Origin of the sequence: Methylovulum miyakonense HT12 (assembly GCF_000384075.1) — a bacterium.
Classification (GTDB): Bacteria; Pseudomonadota; Gammaproteobacteria; order Methylococcales; family Methylomonadaceae; genus Methylovulum; species Methylovulum miyakonense.
In genome coordinates, this window is the sequence record NZ_KB913025.1 from 3869306 (window position 1) to 3893937 (window position 24632).

Here is a 24632-nt window from a genome sequence, read left to right on the forward strand (position 1 = left end):
CTACATACAGGCTACAAAATATACCGGCTCAAATCCTCATCTTCAACAAATTCACTCAGATGCTTATCGACATAATCGCCGTCAATCACGATGGTTTTGTCTTGCAAATCCGGGGCGTCAAAAGAGATTTCTTCCAACAAGCGCTCCAAAATGGTGTGCAAACGCCGTGCGCCGATGTTTTCGGTTTTCTCGTTGACTTGCCAGCCTAGTTCGGCGATGCGTTGGATACCGTCTGGCGCGAAAGAGAGAGATACGCCTTCGGTTGCCAGCAACGCGCTGTATTGTTCGGTCAAGGACGCATTGGGTTCGGTCAGGATACGGACAAAATCTTCGGCTGACAATGGGTTCAGTTCCACCCGGATGGGGAAACGGCCTTGCAGTTCGGGGATCAGATCCGAGGGTTTGGCGACATGGAACGCACCGGAGGCGATGAACAGGATATGGTCGGTTTTGACCATGCCGTATTTGGTGCTGACGGTGCTGCCTTCGACGATGGGCAACAAATCACGTTGCACGCCTTCGCGCGACACTTCACCGCTGCCGCCGCCATGTTCACCACGTTTGCAAATTTTGTCGATTTCGTCCAGAAACACGATGCCATGTTGCTCTACGGCTTCGACGGCGCGTAGTTTGATGTCATCATCATTCACCAATTTGGCGGCTTCCTCTTCCTCCAACACTTTCAAAGCCTTGCTGACCTTCATCTTACGCGGCTTGGTGCGCTCCGAGCCCATGCTTTGGAACATGCCTTGCAGTTGGCTGGTCATTTCTTCCATACCAGGAGGCGCCATAATTTCCACGCCCATCGGCGCGACATGGACATCAATTTCGATGTCCTTATCGTCCAAATCGCCAGCACGCAATTTATTGCGCATTTTCATGCGGGTGTTTTCTTCCGACGTGGATAAGCTGCCAGTCGGTGACAACGGTAACGGCAATAAAATATCTAATAAGCGTTCTTCGGCAGATTCGGCAGCTTTAGTTTGCATCCGTTCCATTTCGCTCATGCGGGTCATTTTGATCGCCGAATCCACCAAGTCGCGGATGATGGATTCGACATCACGTCCGACATAGCCCACTTCGGTAAATTTGGTGGCTTCGATTTTAATGAACGGCGCGTTCGCCAAGCGGGCAAGACGGCGGGCGATTTCGGTTTTGCCGACACCGGTCGGCCCTATCATTAAGATATTTTTTGGGGTGATCTCATCGCGCAAGGCCGGATCAACGTTTTGACGCCGCCAGCGGTTGCGTAACGCAATCGCCACCGAACGCTTGGCGCTGGCTTGGCCGATGATGTGCTTGTCCAATTCGCTGACAATTTCTTTTGGGGTCATTTGGGTCATGGTTTTGCTCGTCTTACTCGTTAGGTTCTGCATCCAATTCTTCGATGCGCAAATTGTGGTTGGTGTAAATGCAAATATCAGCCGCGATATTTAGTGACCTTTCCACAATCTCCCGCGCACTCAAATCGGTATTTTCCAATAAGGCACGCGCCGCCGCTTGGGCAAACGCGCCACCTGAACCTATCGCCATCAAATCATGCTCCGGCTCTATCACGTCGCCCGTCCCTGAGATAATCAACGAGGTCTTGGCATCGGCAATCACCAGCAGGGCTTCCAGTTTGCGCAAAGCGCGGTCAGTACGCCAGTCTTTTGCCATTTCCACTGCCGCACGGGTCAGATTGCCGCGGTGCTTTTCCAGCTTACCTTCAAAATGCTCAAACAGGGTGAACGCATCCGCCGTCGCCCCTGCAAAACCTGCAATCACTTTGTCATGATACAAGCGGCGGACTTTCCGCGCGTTGCCTTTCATGACCGTATTGCCCAACGTCACTTGTCCGTCGCCGCCAATGACGACTTTGCCGCCACGGCGCACTGAAAGTATGGTTGTTCCTCTAAACATATTTTTTTATCCTAAATTTACCAAACCTGAACCTTATCATTGTCCAGGCATTTTACAGGGTCTCATTGTAAAAGTGCGAAAAAACTCACTCCATGGACATGCCAACTGACAGAAGTGAGGCTTAACCAACACTAATTCAAGCCTTCCTGCGGCATTTACATTTTCTCTTGCCATTAATCTCTGCTAACATCAGAAAAGTTCGGCTTTTACCCTTTCCCTTTGCCCGAACGCCGGATAAAACAGATGGCCTCACTGGCTTATCCGGGCATACTAATTATTGGGGCGACCATTGGAGATACATAAATGAACAAACTGACCGCACTTTCCTTAAGTATTGGCGTATTGGCTGGCGTTGCCACCTTCTTAGCTGTTGGCCCACTGAGCGGCGTGTTTTTTATCTGGGCGGCGACTATTGCTTGGGCGGCTTATTTTCTGTTAGGCGCGGATCAAGCGGCGTTGGTCAACACTATCACTTGCGGCATTTTCGGCGTAGCCATGGCATGGGTCACCGCCCTGCTGTTAACTGAAATTGCACCGGACACGGCACTGGGTTTCCCGTTCATGGCGGCCGTTACCGTAACCATTGCCGTTATCGTCATGTGCTTGGCTGCAAGCTGCCCACGCCTTGCAGCCATTCCAGCCAGCGTTTTGGGTTATTCAGCCACTTTCGCCTATTTGCTGCAAACGCCTGATAAATTGACCCAAGATGTGTTGTTGGGGGTTTCTTTGGCTAACCCCTTGCTGGTCATTTCGATTTCTATCGTAGTCGGCACTTATTTCGGCCAGTTCTCAGGACAATTGGCCGCCAAATGGACTAAAGAATAAGGCTTGAAGAAACTGATATTCTAAAACCAGCCGAGTGGTTAGCTAAACGTAGCGTTAACAAGCCACTTGGCCTTTTAGGGGTATCGGGTCTTCAAAATAACCCTAAAAGGCCTTAACAATTCCCCGTATTCATATTGGTGCACATCATGCGGAACTTATCCTTTTTTCTGATAGGTGTTTTTTGTTCGTTAATCGGCAACGTAGCCCACGGTGCCGGCCCGACAATTGTGCAATTACAAACCAACTTAGGCACCATTGCCATACAACCTAATTTCACCCAAACCCCCGTCACTGCCAATAATTTTATAAAATACGTGGACAGCGGCTTTTATAAAAACACCTTGATCCATCGTGCGCAGAAAAATTTTGTCATTCAAGGTGGCGGATTTGACAAGGGCACCGGACAGTACAAAAGCACACCCTTCCCTGCCATCCCATTGGAAACCAATAAGGGCTTGCACAATGCCAAAGGGACAATAGCCATGGCGAGGACTGATACCCCTGATTCTGCGAGGTCACAATTTTTTATCAACCTCGTCGATAATCCTATGTTGGATTACAGCGACCCCAATAACCCAGGTTATGCCGTATTTGGAACCGTGACCAAAGGCTTATACCTTGCTAACGCAATGGGCAATTTTCTCACTTTCAACACGACACAATTGCCATACAACACAGCTGGAAATCTCGTTTGGGTCGAAACCACCTATAAGACCACCTTAGAACCAGCCTTGTCACGCACCCGCATCTTACGTAGCGGTGTTGGTACCGTAACCAGTTCTCCGGCAGGGATCAATTGCGGTATCACCTGCATAGTGACCAAACCGAACAGCGGCACCTTGCAGTTGACGGCAACAGCGGGGGCTGGCTGGGTTTTCTCAAACTGGCGTGGCGATTGCCAAGGCGTCGCAAAAACCATCACGCTGAGCATGGCAAAAGGCGACCATAACTGTACCGCCGTGTTTGTTATAGCCAGCCCTAGTGTCCAATAGGCTGGGGTTGCAGCAATTCCTTAATAAACCAGTGCAACACCTTGCCACGGTTAGATTTTTTCCACCCCGCATTAATCGCTTCTGGTGGCACGGAGCCTTCCAATTCAAGCGGCAGCAAGCGGCCTTGTCCAAGCTCGTCCTGAATCCGATGGGCAGGCAGGAAACCCACGCCCAAGCCAGCGCATTGGGCACGGATTTTTTCATTGATGGTCGGCACGCTCAACACCGGGCGCTTGCTGCACAAGCGGCGGCTTTGTGGCGCCTGGTAGCGGGAAGAGTCCCTGACGACGACAAACCGGTGCTGTTCGACCAATTGGCGGGATAGCGGTTGCGGCATTTGCGCCAATGGATGCCCCGGAGCGACGACAAATAGCCATTCGATATGCCGAAGGGTCCTGATGGCCAAATCAGGGTGCTGCATGGGCTGTTCGCCCACCCCGATCACCAAATCCGCCCGCCCCGTAGTGATCGCTTCAATTGCCCCACCCAGCACTTCTTCATACAAATTAATTTCTATATCCGGCTGCACTTCGTAAAATTGGGCGATCAGCGGGTAAACCACATCAAAACTAAGTATCGAATCAACGGCGATATTGAACACCGGCTCCCAGCCACTGTGCGTCGTTTTGGCCGCCACCGCCAGCCGTTCAGTAGCTTCGAGAATAGCCCGGCCTTGTTCAAGCAGCACTTTACCGGCTTCCGTCAACACGGCTTTCCTACCCTCTTTACGGAATAACACCACATCCAAATCTTGTTCCATTTTCTGGACAGTGTAAGAAATTGCCGACGGCACACGGAACAAATCTTGGGCGGCTGCGGCAAAGCTGCCTTTGCGGGCTATCGCGTCCAACACTTCCAACGCATCTAAGGTGATCGGGTATTTCATAGGCGCCTTGTTGATTAATCAATTTTTTTGAAATGATCTGACAAAATCTATCGCTTTTTATTATGCCAGCTCCCCCTATAATGTGCTTGAACATTAAATTTGTTAATTATTTTAAGAGGTTATTATGAAAAATTGGATTAATAGAACGTTGGTTTCCCATGCTGGTTTGGAAGCGGCCGTGTTGCGCATCCCTATCGGTTTGATTTTGGCCGCCCATGGCGGGCAAAAACTGTTCGCTTGGTTTGGCGGGTACGGATTGGAAGGCACAGGGCAATGGATGGCGTCGGTGGGTTTGCAACCGGGGTTCTTGATGGCGTTACTGTCAGGTAGCGCGGAATTTTTTGGTGGTGTCGGCTTGATGCTGGGTTTATTCACCCGGATCGCGGCAGGAGCCAGCGCCTTGACGATGGCGGTGGCCTTGCTATGGGTACATGCCAGCCAAGGATTTTTTATGAGCGCGCATGGCATTGAATACGCGCTGGCGTTGTTGGCCGCCACCGTGTCCTTGCTGATTATGGGCGGCGGGCGGTATAGCGTTGACCGTTATCTGCTGAAAAACAACTTATTGGGAGGTTACCATGACAACTAAGCAAACAGTCGGGCAAGTGCGCCATCTTGCCAGAACCATCAACGGGCAACGCACCTCCGACGGCGCAGGGGTTAAGCTGAAACGCATTATCAGCCCGACCCCTGACAACGCCTTTGATCCGTTCCTGTTGTTCGATGAATTTGCTTCCGATGAAGCGGCGGATTATATCGGCGGTTTCCCCCCGCATCCGCACCGTGGCTTTGAAACCGTTACGTATATGCTGGCGGGCGCGATGCTGCACCGCGACCATTTGGGCAACGAAGGCCATTTACGCGCCGGGGATGTGCAATGGATGACGGCGGCACACGGCATTATCCACTCGGAAATGCCCGAGCAAGAAGATGGCTTGCTGCAAGGGTTCCAACTGTGGATCAACCTGCCAGCAGAGGAAAAAATGAAACCGCCCCATTACCAGGACATTCCTGCCGCCGACATCCCGACGGTTAGTTTGGCGGACGGCGGATATATCAAAGTGATTGCCGGGGATTATGCCACGGCCAATGGCAAGGTCACGGGTGCGGTCACTGGTGTGACGACCCAGCCTTTATACTTTGACATTGCCCTCAGCCCGCAGCAGGAACTGGCCATTCCAGTTGCTTTAGAACACACTGCCGCCGTTTATGTTTATCAAGGCGACGTGGGTGTGGGGGCTGATACAAGCAGGTTAAGTTCTGGACAGCTTGGGCAATTGCTGGATGGTGATAGGATACACCTGACAACAGGCAACTCCCCTGCCCGTCTTTTACTGTTGTCCGCCAAACCGCTACGCGAACCAGTTGTGCAGTCAGGGCCGTTTGTCATGAACACCACGGCTGAAATTGAACAGGCTTTCCGCGATTACCGGGATGGCGTATTGGCCCTATAAACCCATCCACAAACCGGAAGGGCGTCCGACGCCGTTCCGGCTTACACTTTAGTAACCCACATAGGTATTAGCCATGCACCCAAAACCCGCATCAACCTCCGTTAAAATCCATGACATCATCCAAAACCGTTGGAGCCCACGGGCGATAGACCCAAATAAACCCGTCAGCCATGATGACCTGCTGGCCTTGCTGGAAGCGGCACGGTGGGCGCCTTCCTGCTTCAATGACCAACCTTGGCGGTTTATCGTCTGCGACAAAAGCGCGGATCTGGCAAGTTGGGAAACCGCCTTTGACACCTTGATGGACAAAAACCGTCTCTGGGCGAAAAACGCCCCGGTGCTGATTCTTTCAGTGGCGATGGCGAATTTTAACCATAACGGCAAACCGAACCGCTTTGGTATGTACGATACCGGAGCCGCCAGCGTGAGTTTGGCTTTGCAAGCGTCTGCGCTGGGTTTGGTGGTGCACCAAATGGGCGGCTATGATGCCGACAAGGCACGGGCCGCGTTCGGGTTGCCAGACGACTGCACACCAATGGCCATGATGGCGCTGGGTTATCAGGCCGAAGCGGATAGCTTGGATGAAGATTTTAAAGCCGCTGAATTGGCGGAACGCGCACGGGCCAGTTTAGGGCAGCGTTTTTATGCGGGGAAATGGGGGGTGGGTATTGCGTAGGCCGGAAACGTTAGGGACGGGATAAAACCTATCCCAATGCTAGTGGTCAACCCCGGCTTCGGCAAACGTCGCCATTTCCTTAAGAAACAGCACCGCCGACTGCAACAAGGGATAAACGATGGCGATGCCTGAGCCTTCACCCAAACGCATATCCAGCTTAAGTAGCGCATCGGCATTAAAGTGGTCTAGCAACGCCTGATGTCCGCGCTCATTGGAAACATGGCTGAACACACAATAACCCAGCACCAGCGGATAACAGTGTGCGGCCACCAACAACGCCGCACTGGCGATAAAACCATCCACCATCACCACCATGCCCAATTCGGCGGCTTGAAGGTACGCACCCGCCATCATGGCGATTTCAAAGCCACCGAAATGGGCCAAAACCGCCAACGGTGATGCGGCCGGAACCTGATGCCGGTCCAGCACTTGCTGCAACACAGCGGTTTTATGGCTAAGCCCGGCGTCATCCAGCCCCGTGCCGCGTCCCACACATTCAGCTAACGGCATCCCTGTCAAACGCTGGACGATGAGGCTGGCCGATGCCGTGTTGCCTATGCCCATTTCCCCAAACCCGATGCAATTGCAGCCCTGCGCATGGCAACCTTTCACCAGTTCCGAACCTTTATACAATGCCTCCAGGCATTCTTCCCCAGTCATCGCCGGACGGGCCAGGCAATTTTGCGTGCCGTTGGCGATTTTGGCGTGGATCAGGCCGCTGTGCGCCGACAAATCCGCGTTGACCCCTGCATCGGCGATCAGCAATTTAATACCATGTTGCCTGGCGAACACATTGATCGCCGCGCCACCTGCGAGGAAATTGGCGACCATTTGTGCGGTGACGGTTTGCGGATAGGCACTGACCCCTGCTTCGACCAGGCCGTGGTCGCCTGCAAAGACAATGATATGCGGATGGTTAAGCGTGGGCGTTAAGGTGTTTTGGATCAGGCCAATTTGCAAGGCCACGGCTTCCAATTGGCCTAAGGCGCCTAGCGGCTTGGTTTTTTGGTCAATTTTTTGTTGTAGGGCAGTCGCCAACGCCAATGGCAAGGGCTTGATAGTAAAGTCTAGCGGCACGGCGGCGTATCCCAAAAGTTTTCAAAAATCAGCCCGTCAAGATCCTGGCGGGCAGCCCAGCCTTCTTGTTCCAAGAGCGGCTGCTCATAAAATGTGGTGACATGGCCTAAACACAAAATCGCCACCGGATGGCTGTCGGTTGGCATGCCCAATAGGGCTTTAACTGCATCCGGTGCAAACATGGAAACCCAACCCATGCCCAAACCTTCGGCACGCGCCGCCAACCACAGGTTTTGGATGGCGCAGGACAAGGAGGCCAAATCCATCTCCGGCAAAGTACGCCGCCCAAAAACATGCTTTTCACGTTGCCCGCATAACCCCGCGACCAAGACTTCCGCACAGTCCAAAATCCCTTCCACTTTTAGCTTCATAAAACTGTCTTCACGCTCATGCAAGGCCTTGGCGGTCAGCAAACGTTCTTGTTCAACCAATTGGTGAAGGCCTATCCGCAGATCAGGGCAACGGACACGGACAAACCGCCAGGGCTGCATAAAGCCAACGCTAGGCGCGTGGTGGGCGGCAGCCAGCAAACGGTTCAATTGGTCGGGGGCGATAGGGTCAGATAAAAAATGCCGCATGTCGCGGCGTTCATAAATCACCCGATAGACAGCGGCGATGTCGGCATCGGAATAACGATGGTTAGCGGGCAAATGGGTTACCGTGGGGTTGTTTCATGGGCATATTCAAACGGGGTGGCTAGGCAGGCATCAAATTATCTTTAAAGGGCTATCCATTTAAGTACTGTGACCACAACCGGTTGTGGCCTAGCCGAAAGCGGACTCATCCGAGAGCCACGCCAGGCTTGAAGAACAGTGGCACATGGTTGCGTTGACGCCTTTATATTTGGCTATGTCACCGTTAATTGTGGAAGCCTTAAATGACGCGGCTTTGAGTAAAAGCCGCAATCCGCATTAAATAAGGCTTTGCGCCGAACATAAAATTTTTTCAACAACTAACGGTGACATAGCCTTATATTTTGTACCTACAGTAGTAAGATGGATAGCTCTTTTATCTTATTGTTATTTACTGGCTTCAGAAAATTATTCAGGATAATAAGGCATCAATTCGTGTGCTGTATGCACAACAATTTTTGAATCTCTACTTGTTTGATAGCCCACTTGGCATTGCAAACCACCAAACTGAATTATCCAATCTAAACAGCTTCCACATGGGGTAAATCTTTTTCTCTCTGCAACTACAAGAATGGCATAAAATGATTTATATCCAGATGTTACCATGTTTGTTATTGCGTTAACTTCTGCATGGACATCTAATATTCTGTATCTATGTTCTACATTGCATCCCGTGAAAATTTTGCCGTTGCTAGCAATGAGAGCTGCACCAACGGCCGTTGTTCCAATCAAATATGAATTGTCTCTAACAGACCAAGCGAGATTCGATAAATTACCCCAATGCACAGATTTATCAATCATTTATTTAGTAGTACCTTTTGTGTTTAGAATATTTTTTGTCTTTTCTATTCTATCTAGATTTATTTCCATCTCAGCTATTCGTTTTTCATAAGATAATTTTTTTTCTAATGCTTCGATTTTAATATTGGTTTTTTGCACCTCGACTTCCCAGGGTTTAGTAAAAAATATTTGAAAAAGCGAAAATGCTGACACGACTAATGCTGCAAGTAACGGTACGCCTATTTGATATAATTTTGTTTTATCAAATATTTTTTCAGCGGCATCTTGCGCGCGTTTTTCAACGTTTACAAAGTCTTTCGATAATTTTGGTAATGAAAAATAAACTGAACCCGAAATACTAAGAGAACCCAGATTTGCTGGAAGCGTTTTTATATACTCTGATCCATACGGGACTGCGTTTTCAGTAAGTTTAAATAATATTATGGTGCATAAAATGTCGATATTTGCTCTTATACCATATGGACCCTTCCCCATATTAATGACAGTAAAGTGCAAATATCCTGAATATCCAGGGTCAACATGTCCCATGTTGGTTATCATTACTCCTTTTAATGCAGTGCTGGATGGTGAAAAACATATAGCTCCAACATTGTTCGGTAAAGTTATTTTTTCATTTGTCTTTATTAACACCGTGCCGCCAGTACCCAAGACATATCCATCAGTCCTTGGTTGTGACATACCCCCCAAGTCATCAAAATTTAATTCGGGAACATATATGGATCCAACATGTAAATCAATTGAGCATTGCTGAAATGGACTATCTTTAGAGTATGCGTTATCACATACTGATTCATAATGGTTATTAGTAGTTTCAATTTTCAATTCTTTTGATTTAAAAAGTGTGATTATTTCAGATCTTGACAAGACATTCATTTTCCCTCCAGCCAGCTATTTTTGTTAGCAATCAAAAATGCCCACATTGGATTTATCACACTGAATCGGTGAGCGTTTATAGCGGCTTGATACTCAATCAAGCAAAATTTGAATTATTTTGTTTAAAGTAAAAACTTGCTACTTTTGATTTTCGATACTGCCGCATTTTTCCCCTTCAATCATCTTGCTTTTTCGTACCCTTAGGAATATCCAGTAAAGGAATGCCATATCCGGCAATGATACGATGAATTTCCGCTGATCTTGACTGGATCAATTTATCCAGCATAGCTTTTCTGGCTTTATCGCCATTACGCACCCCCATCGCCATCGAAAATTCAAACGGGATGCCTTGTGAGGATGGCATGGGGATCATCGTGTAACTGTTTTTGGGGCTTTGCGAAACGATGTAACCCGCCAATGGCCCCCAGACTATCACCATGTCAATTTTTTTGGCTTTCAGGTCTTTGTCCAATTGCATGGCGACATTGTTCTCATCATCGCCGGACATGGATTGGTAGGGTATGCCTTGGTCGAGCAGGCCGTTTTTTTGCATCCACGTCGTGCCCGGGCTGCGGTCAAACATGGCGATCTGCAATTTTTCCTGGCGTTGCAAGGGCATCAGCACCAGTTGCTTGGTGTCGGTAATATCATCCCAACCACGGCCTTTGGCGATCAGCAGCACATAAGTCGAGCGGTAATAAGGCTCCGTGGTCAAGGTCATGTCCGAACCTTCGGGCACGTTCATCACCACATCGCATTTGAATTCTTTGCTATCGACCTCCTTGTCGTTGACCGGCGCGGTCAAGGTGTTGCGGATAAAGCCGATACGTTGCGGAAACCAGGTGTATTCCAGCTTTTGCCCCAGTTCCTTGGCAAACAGTTCGGCAATTTTGTTCTCAAAACCGTCTTGTTGTTTGCTGGAATACGGCGGGTTCAGCGGGTCGGCGCACACTTTGAAAGCCTCTTCGGCACTGGCTGAGTAGCTTAAAGCCGCCAGACAAAGTCCGGCAAATAATTTGGTCATGCTCATCATAGTCTCTGGGCAAATGTTCAATGGTCAAGTTCTTCAATAAAGGTGTTTTCTATAGGGACTTGGACATAGTGTTTTTGGTCATCCCAAAAATAGTAATAGCCTTTGTCGCTGGTGGTGACCTTACCGTTTTTAATCGTCCAACTTTTTGTAGTGGGGCCGTTTGCGTAAGTGACGCGATAATCGCTATCCAACAATTCAACCACTTTTCTGGATAACTGGTTTTGCTGGTCCTGGGTACAGCCAGCCACTATCGCGGCCAACGTGAATAATGGGAGTATCTGGGTTATTTTCATTTAATGCCCCTAAATTAAGTGCCGCCATGTCACAAATGCTTTGCCTATGTAAAGGTATTTTACACATAAGTGGCATGAATTAATAACCATGTGCGAGCTGTGGACAAATTCCAAGTGAGGCACTAGACTTTTCCAGCTGCAGCGGAACCCTATCCGTTTCAACCTATTAGCTGGCCTTTATCCCCGGCAATAGTTAATGCGGCACTTAAAAAAATACATAATCTTATGAGGAAAACGATGAAAACATTAATCAGATCGCTACTATCAGTGGGCACATTGGCATTGGCATCAAATATGGTTATGGCCGGCTGCAATAATCTGCCAAACCATACCGCTTTAAGCAGTGCCTTATCCGTTGTACAAAAAGAAAATAACGGCGGATTTGCCCTTAACATGTGGGCAACCATTGTCGACAGGGACGGGATTGTCTGTGCAGTGGCTATGACCGCACCTAACAGAGGCGGCCAATGGCCAGGCAGCCGCGTCATTTCGGCGCAAAAAGCCAATACCGCCAATGCGTTCAGCTTGCCCCGCCTGGCCCTTTCGACCGCGAACCTCTATACCGCTGTCCAACCGGGTGGCACCCTGTTCGGTTTACAAGAAAGCAACCCCGTAAACGTGGAAGCCGCCTACCGTGGCCCTTCACAAAATTATGGCACCGCTAGCGACCCGCTGGTTGGTCAAAAAATAGGTGGCGTCAATGTTTTTGGCGGCGGTTTGGCGTTGTACGATGCCGCGGGCAAATTACAGGGTGCTATCGGGGTTAGCGGGGATTCTTCATGCGCCGACCATAACATTGCCTGGAAAACCCGTAAGCTCTTAGACCTTGACCATGTGTTTGGTGGGGTCGCTAAAAACGGGGATGACAATATAGTCTATGACATTGGCTCAGCCACCCCTAGTGGTTGGGGACACCCGATCTGTACCCAAAAAGCTAAAGAAATTGCCGAAAGCTTTACTAAAGCCGGAACCTAAACCCTTGCCACCCCCAATCCATGGTGAAACCAGCACACTTTAAAATGATGGGGAGCTGTCGCCGCCTGACCGTTTGCGCCGCTACCAAAGCCCAAAAGGATTAGGCGGGGAAACCCCTCGCGCTTCATACAAACGCATCAAACGGGTGATTTCACCATGGCCCGAGCTTTACCCCCAATCCGGCAGGCGAGCGGATTGGGGCTTAATTCCCCCAATGCAATCGATCCCCTTTCCCGCCCTCAACTATTTCTGCGTGCAAACGTGCGTGGCTAATCTTGCAACCTGGTCATCCAAGGTTCTTTCGCATAGGGGTCAACATGAAACGCCAAAGCCTCAGGCTTATGTAACAAACCCTCTTCACCTGATGCATTTGGGTTCAACTGGCGCTTCTCAACAAAATCCACCATGCGCCGGGTGTTGTAAATCACCAGCACCCGATACCCATAATTGCTGTGGTAAATTTGATAGGCGACATTGCTTTCGTCGAAAGCCGGGTTGCGGCTGATCCATGCGGCAACCGCCTCTGCGTTATTGTCGCCCAAATTTTTCAACACGGAATCGTGGCGCCCGAAAATCAATGACTGCAAATGCCCCGCCAAAGACCCCGCGCCTTGATGCCGATGCAAGGCGCGTACTTCATCATCAGTAAAGTCAAAACTTTCCGCAACCAGATAATGTTTGTCACGTTCCCCGTCATTGGCGAACAAGGACAGTTTATCCAAAGCGTGATGCTGTAACGCCACCAGAAAAGACCCGGGGGCGCGGATATGTTTGTCCACCGTCACCACCCACGGCAATGCCCGTCCGGTTTTGGCAAAGCGGTCTTTGACGCTATTGATCACCGCCGAACGCGGCAACTCATCTTCCCGCCCTTCCGGTTTGACGATAAACGCATCAACCGCTGTAATTTGGGTGTGGAAGCCAGCGGCCTTAAAGTTGTCGATAATGTCGGCATAGCGCGGTTTATAGGGGATGCCAGTACCGTCATACAAGATGTTGACCTGCACTGCCCGCGCATATTGTGCGACCAAGCCGCGCAAACGGTTGGCGAAGGGTTCGACAAAGACATAGTCGTCACTGTGATGGCTGGCGGCGGTCAACACCGTGTACAAATCGCTGAGCTTGCGGAATTCATCAAGTGACGCGATAACATAATTGTCCCCGCACTGCGCGGCGGCAATCTCCTCGACCGCCGTCTTGCCAGAACCCGCACCACCCATGCTCATAAACAGCTTAGGCTGGGCATCGGCCGTTTTGCCTTCAAAAATGGCTTTTCTGGCGTTTTCCAATTTTTGCGTCATGCGGCTGACGCGCTCGTAGGCGATTTCCACGCCACGATATAAACGTTCATCGCCTTCCGCCGCCTGCAACAACTGGTTTTTTAGGCTCTCATTGTTTGCCAGATTATAAATGGTCACCCCCTCACCCCCACATTGCTTGATCAGCTCAAGCAATTCAGTATGCCCGGGCGCGCGTAAGCCGCTCAGGATATTGACATCCAAGCAGAACAATGGAGCCAAGCCATTTTCAGCGACGCTGATACCGTCAATTTCCGTATCCCGCACCGGACGCAAAGCCTCGGTGTCAGGCAGGTAGCCAATCACATGCTCGGACAAACTTAACGGATAATCGGCGAATTGTTTGCCGGGCAAAAATAATTCTTCCCGGATATAGGACAATGGCACTAAGCCGCCATTGACCGTCACCAGGCAGGCAATGCCATCAGGCGTTGTGTGGGATAAAAACGGGATGCCTAAAACAAACTTCTTATTTTCCGGCCACTTCCCATAGCCATTGGCGATATTCTGTAGACTTTTGCAACGCGCCGCTTCCAGAGCATGTTGAAACGCTAGGGTAATATCCGCAAGGCTGCTGCCTTCGTGATGTAAGGCAAAAGGGTCGCTTTTTCCCAAGCGCCGGAAATCAATGCCCTGCTCATACACGGCTTTAAAGGCAGGCAATTTGCCCAAGGCAACCATAAACAAATCCAGCGTGATGCGGTTTCCATAAGTGAACGGGCGGACTTCGCGCATCTTTTGGTAAAACACGCTCAAGCGTTCGGCGATATTTTCGGTACAGATAACAAAGCCGTTGTTATCGAAAATCGCCGTGTCCTTGTTGTCATCACCATCCAACACTAAGCGTTCTATGGTTTCACGAAATTGTTTGCGTTTCGCCGCCTCCGGCATGTTGCCAGGCCGGTGGCTGACGGTGGCTTGGTCTTTCCAGTCAAAAAAGATTTCCCTATGGATGCGCAAAAACAAATCGGTCAAATACGTCACCCGTTTTGCTTGGTCTTGCGAAACAGTACTTTCAATCTCGCGCTGCAACGCGCTTAACAGCAAACACCCTTTCGCAATTGCCAAGGCGGTGCGCAGTTTTTTTAGTTGCCGGTAACCTGGAATCGAGTGGTTTGTTGCGCTGCTAATCATGTTGCCAATTTGTGGGGTGAACCTTTATTCATTAAAAGTGGGTTCGATATTATGTAGCGGGCCTTAAGATGGCCTGCATATTCTCTTTCACAAATTTAACATGTTTGACATCTTTAGTCACAAGACTTCAAAAAACTAATAATTTCCTTGACCATTACAGCACCAAATTGTTTATTTGCATGGGTGCGATCCAGTCGATTGTCATTTCTGTATGTCTCGAGCATAAATCCGTCAGCATCATAGCAAGCACTGGGCACATTGATAACGGGCACGCCTTTTTCCGCCAACCAGTCTTTCATGACTTGCCTATAAAACTGGTCAACATAAGTGATCACCTTATTACCTGCTATTTTTATAGCTGGATGATGTTTAAATGGCTTCGGTGCCTCTATGACAAAGACCTTCACTCCCACACGTTTCAACAATTCGATCAATTGCGTCATATGGATCTGGTCTTGCAGGACAATATGGCGCAACAGGCTTGCTGAAATTGGGGCTTGGTCGCCCTGGGATAAAAAGGGAGTGAATTTCGTCCAATATTGCTTATCCCCCCATAGCCTGATAGTTAATAAGTAATTTGACATAAGTTAAAGGGTATAAAATATAAGCTTTTTGAGCCACCGCCCCCATGCCACGTTTAAAATTTGTCCGGCCACTCAGCGACACAGACAAGCAAGAGTTGGATGCGCTTTACAAGACCCACCCAAACTTTAAGGTGCGAAGACGCGCCCACGCCTTGTTGCTGAGCGGCAGCGGGCATACGATAAACCAGCTACAAGCCATTTTCCAGGTTGACCGTGACCCTATCAGCCAGTGGATCAACCGCTTCAACGCGCAAGGTGTCGGCGGGCTTGGGGATTTACCGCGCTCCGGGCGGCCACCGATTTACACGCCCGAAGAAATCGCACTGTTCCGGGCCCAATTGGACGAAGAACCGCGCCAAATCAAGCAGGCCCAAGCCCTTCTGGAGGCCCGGACCCGGAAAAAGTCGGCGACCGGGACGTTAAGGCGCATTTTAAAAAAACCGGTTATTCATGGCGGCGGTGCAGGCGCTCCGTAAAAAGCAGGCGTTGTGCCGAGGGCTTTGCCAAGGCCAAGGACATCCAAACCGCCCTGAAAAAATGGGACGATGAAGACAAAATCAGCCTGTTCTATTTTGACGAATCCGGCTTCAGCACCGCGTCCTCCGTGCCTTACGCCTGGCAACCCAAAGGCCAGACGTTGGAAATCCCCTGTTTCCATAGCCAGCGCCTCAATGTCCTGGGGTTTGTTTCCCGGGACAGCCGGTCTTTTTTCCACACCGTTGAAGGGCGCGTCAAAACTGAACAGGTGGCCGGGGCCTTCGACCTGTTTGCCGCACACTATGGCGACGGCTACGCCGTCCATAAAAAACCGTGCGTCGTCATTATTGACAACGCTTCCATGCACACCAGCCGCGCCTTTTTGGCACGCCGCGACGACTGGATGGCGCAAGGTGTCGTGTTGCATTATCTGCCGCCCTATAGCCCTGAGCTTAACCTGATCGAAATCGTCTGGCGCAAGATCAAGTATGAATGGCTGCCCCTATCGTGCTATGCCAGTTACGGGACATTGAAACAGGCCGTATTGGACATCCTTTCAAAATTCGGCGATGAATACCGGGTTACTTTTGTGTAATTACTTAGAGGGTAAACCAACTGCTTGCCGTTTCCTTAAATTTATTGGCGGGGAATTCCATAAAAAAACCAAAACCAAAGGCTATGTCACCGTTAGTTGTTGAAAAAATTTTATGTTCGGCGCAAAGCCTTATTTAATGCGGATTGCGGCTTTCGCTCAAAGCCGCGTCATTTAAGGCTTCCACAATTAACGGTGACATAGCCAAACCAAATCGCACAAATGGCGGATAGGCCGGTTGATAAACCAGTTAAGAAAAGCCTTGCTACGCGAGCCTAACAAACACCGCCCCCAAAGCTTAATTCGCCCTATCGTACATACAACAACCCAATGGGTTTAGCAATGATAACCTTTTAATGATAACCTTTTTAGGACAGGGTGTCCTAACATCATAATCCAACATACCTAACATCTTCAGTCATAAGACTTCAAAAAACTAAAAACTTCCTTGACTATAGTGGATCATGACCCCCCCCCCTTCCGGTACCCAGGTTATTTCCAAGTGTCACGCCCCGTCACGCCGGAAGAAATCCTAGCGATGGCAAAACAACTGGTTGATGCGGTTCACATGGGGACAAGCACTGGCCAGCCCCCAGACGACCCAAGAGCTTTCAATGCTGGAATTGGCGGTGTTGGAACGGGAGGTGTTTTATGGCATTTTCCTCGACAACCAGCACCGTGTCCTCACCTCGGAATGTTGTTTCCAAGACACGATTGACGGGGCTAGCGTGCATCCGCGTGAAATCGTCAAACGGGCATTGCAGGTAAATGCCGCCGCCCTGATTTTCGCCCATAACCATCCGTCGGGCATTGCCGAACCCAGCCAAGCCGACCATGACATCACCCGCAAATTAATTGACGCCTTGAAGCTGGTGGACATCCGTGTCCTGGATCATTTCATCGTCGGCGGCACGACCTGTTATTCCTTTGCCGAACACGGTTGGGTGTGACGGGTTGAAGGGGTGTTCATGGTCGCTACCAACACATCCAACTGTCACAAAACCAAAACCGCGCAACACCATTTACCACGTAATGCCATTTCGCAATGGCGAAAATCACCTTGCAAAACACGCGTTAAAACGGCTGAAAAAAGTGCTCAAAAGTCAAAATACCTCCGGCAAAGCCGGAGGCTTGTAAATGTGAACCGCTCAAAGCGGGTTAAAATGTGTGCCACCTGAAGGGTGGCGGTGGAAAGTGTTCTAAAACAGGCTCAGTTGCTCGATCCGCCTGTCCTCTGCTTCCTGATGCTTGATATACTCGCGGACAGCCTCCTCATCTTTGCCGACAGTTGAAACATAGTAACCCCTCGCCCAAAAACTTTGCCCAGTGAAATTGTTCCTCCGTCCCATAAAGTTGCGGGCTATGGCGATCGCGCTTTTGCCTTTGATGAAGCCTACTACCTGTGACACCGAGTATTTGGGCGGTTCACAGATTGGGAAACTCTCGATGATTCCCGGAATTGTCAAACTTTGGGAGTCCCCCGGCAGAGCCGGGGGTTTACCCTTGATTAATCAAGCTGTTTCCTTTGACCGATGCCGATGATCCTTATCATCTTTCTTGGGCTGAACAGGACAAGCTGTTTAAGGAATTACCCGAGCATTTGCTGCAAATGGCTGTATTTAAAGTTAATACGGGATGCAGGGAGCAAAAAGTCTGTAGCTTGCGTTGGGAGGGAAAGGCATATCCCAGAACTGGACACCAGTGTTTTTGTCATTCCAGCCCATCGGGTGAAAAACAGGATAGGCGAGTCGTTGTTCTGAACAGTGAAGCCAAGTCCATCGTTGAAAACCCTAGGGGGCGGCACTCAGAATATGTGTTCACTTATCGTAGGGATCGGATGTTGACCATGAACAACACTGCTTGGCAGAAGGGGAGGAAACGGGTGGGTCTAAACCATGTGAGGATACATGACCTAAAGCACACCTTCGGGCATCGGTTGAGGGCGGCAGACGTTTCGTATGAAGAAAGGGAGGATTTGCTAGGTTCTGTTGACGTTTGTCGAATAGGTTAAGATTATCCGATTTGGATGGCATGAACCGAATAGAGCTGAGTGATGACGAGTGGGGCCGCTTATTGGCGTTCTTAAAACAATTGCCGTGCATCCATGTCGGCTGTCCCGAGCAATGCAAGCGGTTCGTTGGGGCTTGCCTGTGGATATTACGTTCGGGGGCGCAGTGGCGGGTTTTGCCGCCAACGTACGGCAAATGGAACACCATCTTCAAACGTTTCTCGCGCTGGTGCGCGAATGGGGCTTGGGAGAAACTCCTCGGATATTTTTCCGAAGCCGCTGATTTACAGGATGTTTCCATGGATGGGTCGGTAATCAGGGCACATGCCTGTGCGGCGGGGGCGGCAAACAGCTCCGACAAGGAAGAGGCGTTGGGGCGTTCCAAAGGCGGCTTTGGCTGTAAGATCCATGCGGTCTGTGATGCCTTGGGGTTGCCCGTCCGATTTGTCCTGACGGGTAGCCAAGAGGCGGAATGCAGGCAGGCGATCCCTTTGCTGGAAAACCTTAACGCCCGCGCCGTCTTGGCGGACAAGGCCTATGACACCAATGCCTTGCGGGAATGGCTTGAAGCACGGGGCATCAAAGCCGTCATCCCGCCCAAATCGAACCGGAAAGGACAAATTGACTGCGATTATTGCCATTATAAGGAGCGGCACGCCATCGAATGCCTGTTCGGCAAGCTCAAACACTACCGCGGAATTGCCACCAGATATGAGAAAAAAGCCATTAATTACAGGGGGATGTTGTCATTTGCCTCCGTGCTCTTATGGCTCCGATGAAACGTCAACAGAACCTAGGCCACAAATCAAGGAGAATGACGACGCATTATTCCTCTGCCAATTTGGCAAACTTGATTGCGGCGGCAGAAACGGTGTGTGACAGTGGGTCACGCAAAAATCACGCAGTGATTTTGTAGGGCAATAAAAAAGGGAATCAACGATGTTGTATATCATTGATTCCCTTAGTATTCTTTGGAGCTGGAGATGGGACTCGAACCCGCGACCGGCTGATTACAAATCATATTATTACATCTTAACCAATTGTTTTTATTGGTATTATATTATGGTTTTTTGCGTGATTGGCATGACTGGGCACCACGAAATACAACCGTTACACGCATATTTCACGCAAGAATCACGCAGTCACTGATGGTATATGGTGTTTTACCATTCATTATCATGGCCAATCAGGGTCGAATTACCACTATGTTATAATCACATACAGAGCCAATTTCCATGCTCATTCATAGACCTCACCCAAAAACATGGAAATTGGTAGAACCAGTCAACGCGTTTAAGGCGATTCTTTGGTAACAGCAACCATGACCCCTGGTTATCTGTTTGATACCAAATTTTGGCTATCTGTTTAATAAAAGGTTACTTGTTTTAATAAGGATCATCATATGCAATTGGCAATAGAATTACCTGATGAGTTAGGTCAAGAATTATTACAACATTCCAATGTACAAGAATTTGTATCCCTGGCCATACGAAAAATGTTATCGGAAGAAAAACAACAACTACAAGCCAAACAGGAGCTATTGTCGCTTATGGCAACCATTCCAAAAACCGTCAGTTTGGCGGATGAGTTGATTCAGGAAAGAAGGCTTGAGGCAAAAGCTGAGCAACGGGATAACATCCCATGATCTTGGATGCCTCTGCATTACTGGCTTATTTACAGCAAGAACAAGGTTGCTTGCTGGTAGAACACGTTTTGCCAGTGGCATTTATGTCAACGGTGAATTGGTGCGAGGTTGTCCAAAAATTACACGCTAGGTCAATCGATGATAAGGCCATATGCAAAAACCTAGAAATTTTAGGTCTTCGGTTTGTCGCCTTTAATAGGCAACATGCCGACACAGCAGGTGAATTATGGCCTATGACTGCGCCATTTGGTCTTTCGTTAGGCGATAGGGCTTGTTTAGCAACGGGGTTAATCGAAAAAATGCCGGTTATGACCGCAGATAAAATTTGGCAAAATTTGCCGTTGTCTTTAGAAATTCAATTGATTAGATAAAATACTTCCCCCTCCCCCAACCTACCTTAAGTTATCGGTAGTTTTGCGACATTAAATCCCGCTGGATTCCTGTTATCCGATCTCGACAATCTCGTTTCAGCAGAGGTCGCCCACCGACAACAAGCGCTGCGGTGGTTAACGCCACCCCCAAAATCCTCATTGATTTCCTTGGTATCAATTTGAGTGGATCGCGTTAAGGAATCCTTGGACATAATCCTTAGGCAAGTCGATATGTTCGTACAGTTGGGAGCCATTTATGGATTGCAGTTGTAAGCCTGCTTTGCTTATTTGCTCTAAATCCGAACGCGATAAGGTCAGGCTATACTGGCCTTCATACAGGCAGGAAGAAATCAGGCTGTTAAAAAGTTGGCACCGGACGGCATGGTGTTTCAGCTGTTTGATGGTATGGCTTGTACCTTCTGCATCTTTGGTGATGTCATAATGGCGGACATCGCCACCGTAGCTTACCTTGAATAATAAGCTGACGTTATTGCCGTCGGCATGTTCAGGTGCAGCCAAACGGTAATCCAAAGTATCGTAACCGAAAAATAACGGGCGATAGTGGCTGTTGTGCAATTCGGGTGCGAACCATGCAAAGCCTTTATCATCTGGAGCCGCAAGGTGTTCCGTGTAGTTTGTGATGATGTTGGCTGGTGCTTCACGGATATTTTCGGCACAGCCGGAGATATGCAGGGTAGCAGCTAAGAAAGCCATAACGAAACTCTTTTTATAGACGTTAAATTTTATGGTCATGGCTCTTAGCTGATAGGGTTTAATTCTGAATCGTGCCGGTATTTCACGGACGCTTCACTATTCGACTAATTGGGCTACAAAAGCGGTTATGCCGCAAAAGTGGACTAACTTTTCTGAAGACCTGAAATTTTTGCGACACTACCTTTAACCGACGATTATTCCATTTCGTGCGGGGGGGGCTATTATTCGCTATTACCAACCCGCATCCGCTTTTTTCACTACATAAGCCGCCACATTTTCAATATCGGCGGCATTGACAGTACCTAGTTTGCCAAAGGCTGGCATAGGCGGTTTGCCATTGGTCACGATCTCAATAATGGCTGCGGCTGAGTCTACTTTGTTGGTTTCCAAGTCTTCTTTGCTTAACGACTTGCCCGGTGCCATGACATTTCTGCCACCTGAATGGCAGGTTGAACAATTTTTGGTAAATATTTCTTTGCCTTTCTCTGCATCTGCCGCCATGGTAGAACTTGCAAAGCCGATCAGTGATAAGGCCACGACTGGGACGATTGTTTTCATTGTTTTGTACCCGTAAATAGTTTTATTAAAATGGCTTGTAGATACCAATTTACAAGCTTACCAATACGACTCCCATCTGATTGAAAAAACGTACCCGTTTATAAGGCTGTATAGCTTGATCTACAAGGTATGAAGTCACATTAAAGTTAGGCGTTTTTAAAGTGAGATGGGAGTAAGCTTTCAAAGCTGTTTAAACCGAATCACTTGCCATCCAATGCCTATTGATTTGGTCGTTATCACTTCCCGCGTTCGGCTTTTAGTTTCGCCTCAAAAGCCTGCCCTTTTGTTTTGGCGGCTTCATTGCAGGTTTTTAGTGCGGCATGGTCAGTTGCCGCCTGTACACAACTGAGATGTTCTTGCACCAATTGCAGCCGCTCTTGAAGATGGCTGGTTTCTTGGTCTTTCCTGGCTTGAAATTTAGTAGGATCCTCAGCGGCCTTCACCACCGAAGAAACCAACAGCACGGCACCAATAATGGAAAAAAGGGTGTGTTTAGAAAAATTCATGGGTGCACCTATAAATTATTGTTAATGCTATTTATGAAAATAGGCAAGCGATGTCTAACCCGTTAGGATGTTGACCACCACTAACGTCTTGCCGTGGTTTAGTAATAATCTTCCCAGATACGATGACAGGGTTAAAATCACCATACCCATGCCTCCATCTGCGAAGTTTTATCGGGGCTGCGCCACGATAAATTTATTTCCCGTTACTTTTCGAGAGTGTCAGTTTGTCCTTTAACGCCACAACGGAACGCTTGACGTTTTCCCACGCCGCCTCTGCACCCGCCGTATGTACCGCGGATTTCATGTCATCAATCGCCTGGTACAGCTCCCGGTAATCTTCCTTGCTGCCATAACCCAACAATATCGCCAGCTTCAGTTGGCTTTTTGCCGCATCCGTATAATTCATGATTTGATCCCGGATAGCTTGTTTCGACAAATCTTGTTTATGCTCTTGTTCCGATGCCGCCGTCAGGAACTCTTCGGCACGCAGTACGGGCAAGGGCATGATTTCTGTTGTCGTCTCAACGCTGCCCAACAGGGTATACAGCATGTCCGCCGCTTCTCCAGTCTTGCCAACATCCGCCAAAGCCACGGCATTACGGATACCGGAAGGGTACAATGCCAGAGGGATGCTGGTGGTCGTGATGTCCATTTCACTGGCCAATTCACCTATCAATTCCCTGGCGGCTTGGATTTTGCCGTCTTCAAACAAATCATCAATCGTGTCCAAGGTTTTTTTAACTTCCGCCTCATCGCCGACAAATTCTTCAACCCTGACCGAAACATCCGCCGGAACCAATGCCATATGGGGATATTTAGCCAACAATACGTCCAATTTTCCTGAAACCCCCTGTAAAATTTCCGTGGCTTTTTTAGCATCGCCTTTCAACAACGCACTCAAGGCTTGTTCAGTCCCTTCCAAAACATCAGCGGCTTCGTTCGCTATTTGCTGTGATTTTTCCGCCAGAATTTTGAGCTTGCCGATCTTGGATGTATGGGGATTGCCCATTATGGATGAAGGGTATTTTTGTACCTTATCGTCGGCTTCGGCCATATCTAAAGCAAAAGGTAATGATGAAATGATGATGGAAGCGGTATACACCGCGATTTTGGGTAATGAGTTTTTCATGTCCGATTTTCCTGCCGTTATTAAAATGGCTTTGCAAAGGGCAAATGTGTCAATATCACTTTTGCCAACGCTACTATGCTTTTGGCTCTATATGGGTTCTGGGGTCTTTTTAACCAAAACAGCCAGTAACGAAGACAGCAAGCCTTTCCCGCGTTTTCTGACATTATGGACAAACTCAAAAAAGCTCAGGTACAGTGGCAACTTGGCTTGTGAAATGCCGCGATGCGGGCGCAGCCAGGAGCGCAGCAGCGACCAGAAGCCTTCCAGGGTGTTCGAATGGACTTCGCAGAAGCCGTCACCATCTTCATCGCGGGCGTATTCACCCGCCGAATGGTTGACGGTTTTGTGCGGGTAACCCCACGCTTCCAAGCGGCTATAGATGTTGTATTCGTCGGTATAGATTGGCGTGCCGGGCATAATGGTTTGTAAGATCAAGGGTTTGATGGTGGCCTGTTGGACGTTGTCGAGTAGCCTGATGACGACCTCGCCCGTTCGTTGGATCATGCCGAAGACGGGCGGCTTTTCCGTCGCCGCCGTGCCGCGCCCACGCGCGCCTTGCAGGCGGCGGCAACGGGGCTTCCGTCCGGATTGGGCGACCTTTTCAGGCTGGCCTTTGTGGCCTGCAACGATGTAAACCTCGTCGCATTCGGCCACCCCAGATAGGGTTATGGGCCCTTTTTTTAGCGATGCCCGTGCGCAGGTGTCCGGTCATATACTGTAGGTCGTCCTTGTTCAAGTCCAATTCTTGGGCGATCTGCCGGTTGGACAGGTCCGGCCCCATGAAAGACAGGCATAGCACCCAGACCGACAGCGGCTGGTGATGCCCTGACAGCACGGTTTCGGTCAAGTCGTCGAAACGTTTGCCGCAGGCTTTGCATTGGTAACGCTGGCAAAGGCGTTGCGGGCTGCCGAAGCCGCGCCGGATCGTGTCGCCGCTGTCGCAATGCGGGCAAGTGACACCATCAGCCCAACGTAACTGGCGGATGGTGGCATAACACTGGGCTTCACTGACTAATTGTTTAATGGTGATGATTGAGTTTTCCATCTGCCCATTTTATCAAAAGACCTTGAAACCCATATAGAGCCATGCTTTTTTTATGCCACAAATAAATAGCAAATAAAATCAATGCAATAGGTATTTATAAATATTAAATAGAAAATCATTGGTTCAAAAAACCCATGCTAAACGGGGTCTTT

The 24632-nt window shown here is 49.2% G+C and carries 28 protein-coding genes and 3 pseudogenes; 13 read left to right on the forward strand and 18 right to left on the reverse strand.

Annotated elements, in window-relative coordinates; genetic code table 11:
* Window positions 1-11: 11 nt before the first annotated feature.
* A complete protein-coding gene (hslU, locus tag METMI_RS0119020) occupies window positions 12-1343 on the reverse strand; it encodes an ATP-dependent protease ATPase subunit HslU (RefSeq protein ID WP_019867895.1) in 1332 nt (443 codons plus the stop codon).
* 13 nt (window positions 1344-1356) lie between these two features.
* On the reverse strand, window positions 1357-1902 hold the full coding sequence (gene hslV / locus METMI_RS0119025; protein ID WP_040572807.1) for an ATP-dependent protease subunit HslV: 546 nt from the start codon (window positions 1900-1902) through the stop codon (window positions 1357-1359).
* 303 nt (window positions 1903-2205) lie between these two features.
* Between hslV and METMI_RS0119030 the strand changes: the two genes are divergently transcribed.
* Both METMI_RS0119030 and METMI_RS25750 read left to right on the forward strand, forming a co-directional pair.
* The gene (locus tag METMI_RS0119030) at window positions 2206-2727 is read left to right on the forward strand and encodes a DUF1097 domain-containing protein (protein ID WP_019867897.1); all 522 of its coding nucleotides are present in this window, start codon (window positions 2206-2208) and stop codon (window positions 2725-2727) included.
* A gap of 146 nt (window positions 2728-2873) precedes the next feature.
* Window positions 2874-3719, forward strand: a complete 846-nt coding sequence (locus METMI_RS25750; RefSeq protein WP_019867898.1) for a peptidylprolyl isomerase — start codon at window positions 2874-2876, stop codon at window positions 3717-3719.
* On the opposite strand, the gene METMI_RS0119040 is transcribed toward METMI_RS25750, so the two are convergent.
* The gene (locus METMI_RS0119040) at window positions 3706-4605 is read right to left on the reverse strand and encodes a LysR substrate-binding domain-containing protein (protein ID WP_019867899.1); all 900 of its coding nucleotides are present in this window, start codon (window positions 4603-4605) and stop codon (window positions 3706-3708) included. The genes METMI_RS25750 and METMI_RS0119040 overlap by 14 nt on opposite strands.
* A gap of 124 nt (window positions 4606-4729) precedes the next feature.
* On the opposite strand from METMI_RS0119040, the gene METMI_RS0119045 reads away from it, so the two are divergent.
* The 3 genes from METMI_RS0119045 (at window position 4730) to METMI_RS0119055 (ending at window position 6735) form a co-directional block, all read left to right on the forward strand.
* Complete coding sequence (locus METMI_RS0119045; RefSeq protein WP_019867900.1) at window positions 4730-5194, forward strand: DoxX family protein; 465 nt, start codon at window positions 4730-4732, stop codon at window positions 5192-5194.
* The gene (locus METMI_RS0119050; RefSeq protein WP_019867901.1) at window positions 5184-6059 is read left to right on the forward strand and encodes a pirin family protein; all 876 of its coding nucleotides are present in this window, start codon (window positions 5184-5186) and stop codon (window positions 6057-6059) included. The genes METMI_RS0119045 and METMI_RS0119050 overlap by 11 nt, the downstream gene beginning before the upstream one ends.
* Before the next feature lie 73 nt (window positions 6060-6132).
* Window positions 6133-6735, forward strand: coding sequence for a nitroreductase family protein (locus METMI_RS0119055; protein WP_019867902.1), 603 nt, complete (start codon window positions 6133-6135; stop codon window positions 6733-6735).
* A 39-nt stretch (window positions 6736-6774) separates the two neighbouring features.
* On the opposite strand, the gene cobT is transcribed toward METMI_RS0119055, so the two are convergent.
* The 6 genes from cobT to METMI_RS0119085 form a co-directional block, all read right to left on the reverse strand.
* Window positions 6775-7812, reverse strand: coding sequence for a nicotinate-nucleotide--dimethylbenzimidazole phosphoribosyltransferase (gene cobT / locus METMI_RS0119060; RefSeq protein WP_019867903.1), 1038 nt, complete (start codon window positions 7810-7812; stop codon window positions 6775-6777).
* Window positions 7803-8462 carry a 5,6-dimethylbenzimidazole synthase gene (gene bluB / locus METMI_RS0119065; RefSeq protein WP_019867904.1) on the reverse strand — a complete coding sequence of 220 codons (660 nt, stop codon included), beginning with the start codon at window positions 8460-8462 and terminating at the stop codon, window positions 7803-7805. The genes cobT and bluB overlap by 10 nt, the downstream gene beginning before the upstream one ends.
* 390 nt (window positions 8463-8852) lie before the next feature.
* On the reverse strand, window positions 8853-9245 hold the full coding sequence (locus METMI_RS26460) for a cytidine deaminase family protein (RefSeq protein WP_083930407.1): 393 nt from the start codon (window positions 9243-9245) through the stop codon (window positions 8853-8855).
* Window positions 9246-10118 carry a dCTP deaminase gene (locus METMI_RS0119075; RefSeq protein WP_019867906.1) on the reverse strand — a complete coding sequence of 291 codons (873 nt, stop codon included), beginning with the start codon at window positions 10116-10118 and terminating at the stop codon, window positions 9246-9248.
* A gap of 175 nt (window positions 10119-10293) precedes the next feature.
* Window positions 10294-11151 (reverse strand): quinoprotein dehydrogenase-associated putative ABC transporter substrate-binding protein, encoded by an 858-nt coding sequence (locus tag METMI_RS0119080; protein WP_019867907.1) that lies wholly within the window; start codon window positions 11149-11151, stop codon window positions 10294-10296.
* A 17-nt stretch (window positions 11152-11168) separates the two neighbouring features.
* A complete protein-coding gene (locus METMI_RS0119085) occupies window positions 11169-11444 on the reverse strand; it encodes a hypothetical protein (protein WP_019867908.1) in 276 nt (91 codons plus the stop codon).
* Between the two features lie 237 nt (window positions 11445-11681).
* Here METMI_RS0119085 and METMI_RS0119090 point away from each other — a divergent pair, with 237 nt between their 5' ends.
* The gene (locus METMI_RS0119090) at window positions 11682-12419 is read left to right on the forward strand and encodes a GlcG/HbpS family heme-binding protein (RefSeq protein WP_019867909.1); all 738 of its coding nucleotides are present in this window, start codon (window positions 11682-11684) and stop codon (window positions 12417-12419) included.
* A 269-nt stretch (window positions 12420-12688) separates the two neighbouring features.
* Here the strand turns inward: METMI_RS0119090 and METMI_RS0119095 are convergent, their stop codons facing one another.
* Both METMI_RS0119095 and METMI_RS0119100 read right to left on the reverse strand, forming a co-directional pair.
* The gene (locus METMI_RS0119095; RefSeq protein WP_019867910.1) at window positions 12689-14851 is read right to left on the reverse strand and encodes a zeta toxin family protein; all 2163 of its coding nucleotides are present in this window, start codon (window positions 14849-14851) and stop codon (window positions 12689-12691) included.
* 113 nt (window positions 14852-14964) lie between these two features.
* Window positions 14965-15435: an SGNH/GDSL hydrolase family protein gene (locus METMI_RS0119100; protein ID WP_019867911.1), complete on the reverse strand. Its 471-nt coding sequence runs from the start codon at window positions 15433-15435 to the stop codon at window positions 14965-14967.
* A gap of 44 nt (window positions 15436-15479) precedes the next feature.
* Between METMI_RS0119100 and METMI_RS27965 the strand changes: the two are divergent.
* The 3 genes and pseudogenes from METMI_RS27965 to radC form a co-directional block, all read left to right on the forward strand.
* A pseudogene (locus METMI_RS27965) lies at window positions 15480-15857 on the forward strand (helix-turn-helix domain-containing protein); the annotation flags it as partial.
* Window positions 15773-16507 (forward strand): IS630 family transposase, encoded by a 735-nt coding sequence (locus METMI_RS27170; protein ID WP_232215317.1) that lies wholly within the window; start codon window positions 15773-15775, stop codon window positions 16505-16507. The pseudogene METMI_RS27965 and the gene METMI_RS27170, both read left to right, overlap by 85 nt.
* A gap of 554 nt (window positions 16508-17061) precedes the next feature.
* Window positions 17062-17454: a RadC family protein gene (gene radC / locus METMI_RS0119115; protein WP_019867913.1), complete on the forward strand. Its 393-nt coding sequence runs from the start codon at window positions 17062-17064 to the stop codon at window positions 17452-17454.
* A gap of 249 nt (window positions 17455-17703) precedes the next feature.
* Here radC and tnpA read toward each other — a convergent pair.
* Window positions 17704-17928: pseudogene (gene tnpA, locus METMI_RS24630) on the reverse strand (IS200/IS605 family transposase); the annotation flags it as partial.
* Window positions 17929-18104: 176 nt separating this feature from the next.
* Here tnpA and METMI_RS28340 point away from each other — a divergent pair.
* The 4 genes from METMI_RS28340 (at window position 18105) to METMI_RS0119145 (ending at window position 20528) form a co-directional block, all read left to right on the forward strand.
* Complete coding sequence (locus METMI_RS28340) at window positions 18105-18515, forward strand: tyrosine-type recombinase/integrase (RefSeq protein WP_408630398.1); 411 nt, start codon at window positions 18105-18107, stop codon at window positions 18513-18515.
* Between the two features lie 20 nt (window positions 18516-18535).
* On the forward strand, window positions 18536-19291 hold the full coding sequence (locus METMI_RS0119130; RefSeq protein ID WP_019867915.1) for an IS5 family transposase: 756 nt from the start codon (window positions 18536-18538) through the stop codon (window positions 19289-19291).
* 623 nt (window positions 19292-19914) lie between these two features.
* Complete coding sequence (locus METMI_RS0119140) at window positions 19915-20157, forward strand: hypothetical protein (RefSeq protein ID WP_019867917.1); 243 nt, start codon at window positions 19915-19917, stop codon at window positions 20155-20157.
* Window positions 20154-20528, forward strand: coding sequence for a type II toxin-antitoxin system VapC family toxin (locus METMI_RS0119145; protein ID WP_019867918.1), 375 nt, complete (start codon window positions 20154-20156; stop codon window positions 20526-20528). Before METMI_RS0119140 ends, METMI_RS0119145 begins: the two co-directional genes overlap by 4 nt.
* 174 nt (window positions 20529-20702) lie before the next feature.
* Here METMI_RS0119145 and METMI_RS0119150 read toward each other — a convergent pair whose 3' ends face one another.
* The 6 genes and pseudogenes from METMI_RS0119150 to METMI_RS27545 form a co-directional block, all read right to left on the reverse strand.
* Complete coding sequence (locus tag METMI_RS0119150; protein ID WP_156829904.1) at window positions 20703-21242, reverse strand: hypothetical protein; 540 nt, start codon at window positions 21240-21242, stop codon at window positions 20703-20705.
* Between the two features lie 231 nt (window positions 21243-21473).
* Window positions 21474-21800 (reverse strand): c-type cytochrome, encoded by a 327-nt coding sequence (locus METMI_RS0119155; RefSeq protein ID WP_019867920.1) that lies wholly within the window; start codon window positions 21798-21800, stop codon window positions 21474-21476.
* Between the two features lie 236 nt (window positions 21801-22036).
* Entirely contained in the window at window positions 22037-22306 is a 270-nt protein-coding gene (locus METMI_RS0119160) for a hypothetical protein (protein WP_019867921.1), read from the reverse strand.
* A 193-nt stretch (window positions 22307-22499) separates the two neighbouring features.
* Window positions 22500-23435 (reverse strand): YfdX family protein, encoded by a 936-nt coding sequence (locus METMI_RS0119165; RefSeq protein WP_019867922.1) that lies wholly within the window; start codon window positions 23433-23435, stop codon window positions 22500-22502.
* Window positions 23436-23522: 87 nt separating this feature from the next.
* Complete coding sequence (locus tag METMI_RS27540) at window positions 23523-24089, reverse strand: IS1595 family transposase (RefSeq protein ID WP_019867923.1); 567 nt, start codon at window positions 24087-24089, stop codon at window positions 23523-23525.
* Window positions 24090-24105: 16 nt separating this feature from the next.
* A pseudogene (locus METMI_RS27545) lies at window positions 24106-24480 on the reverse strand (transposase); the annotation flags it as partial.
* Between the last annotated feature and the right edge of the window lie 152 nt (window positions 24481-24632).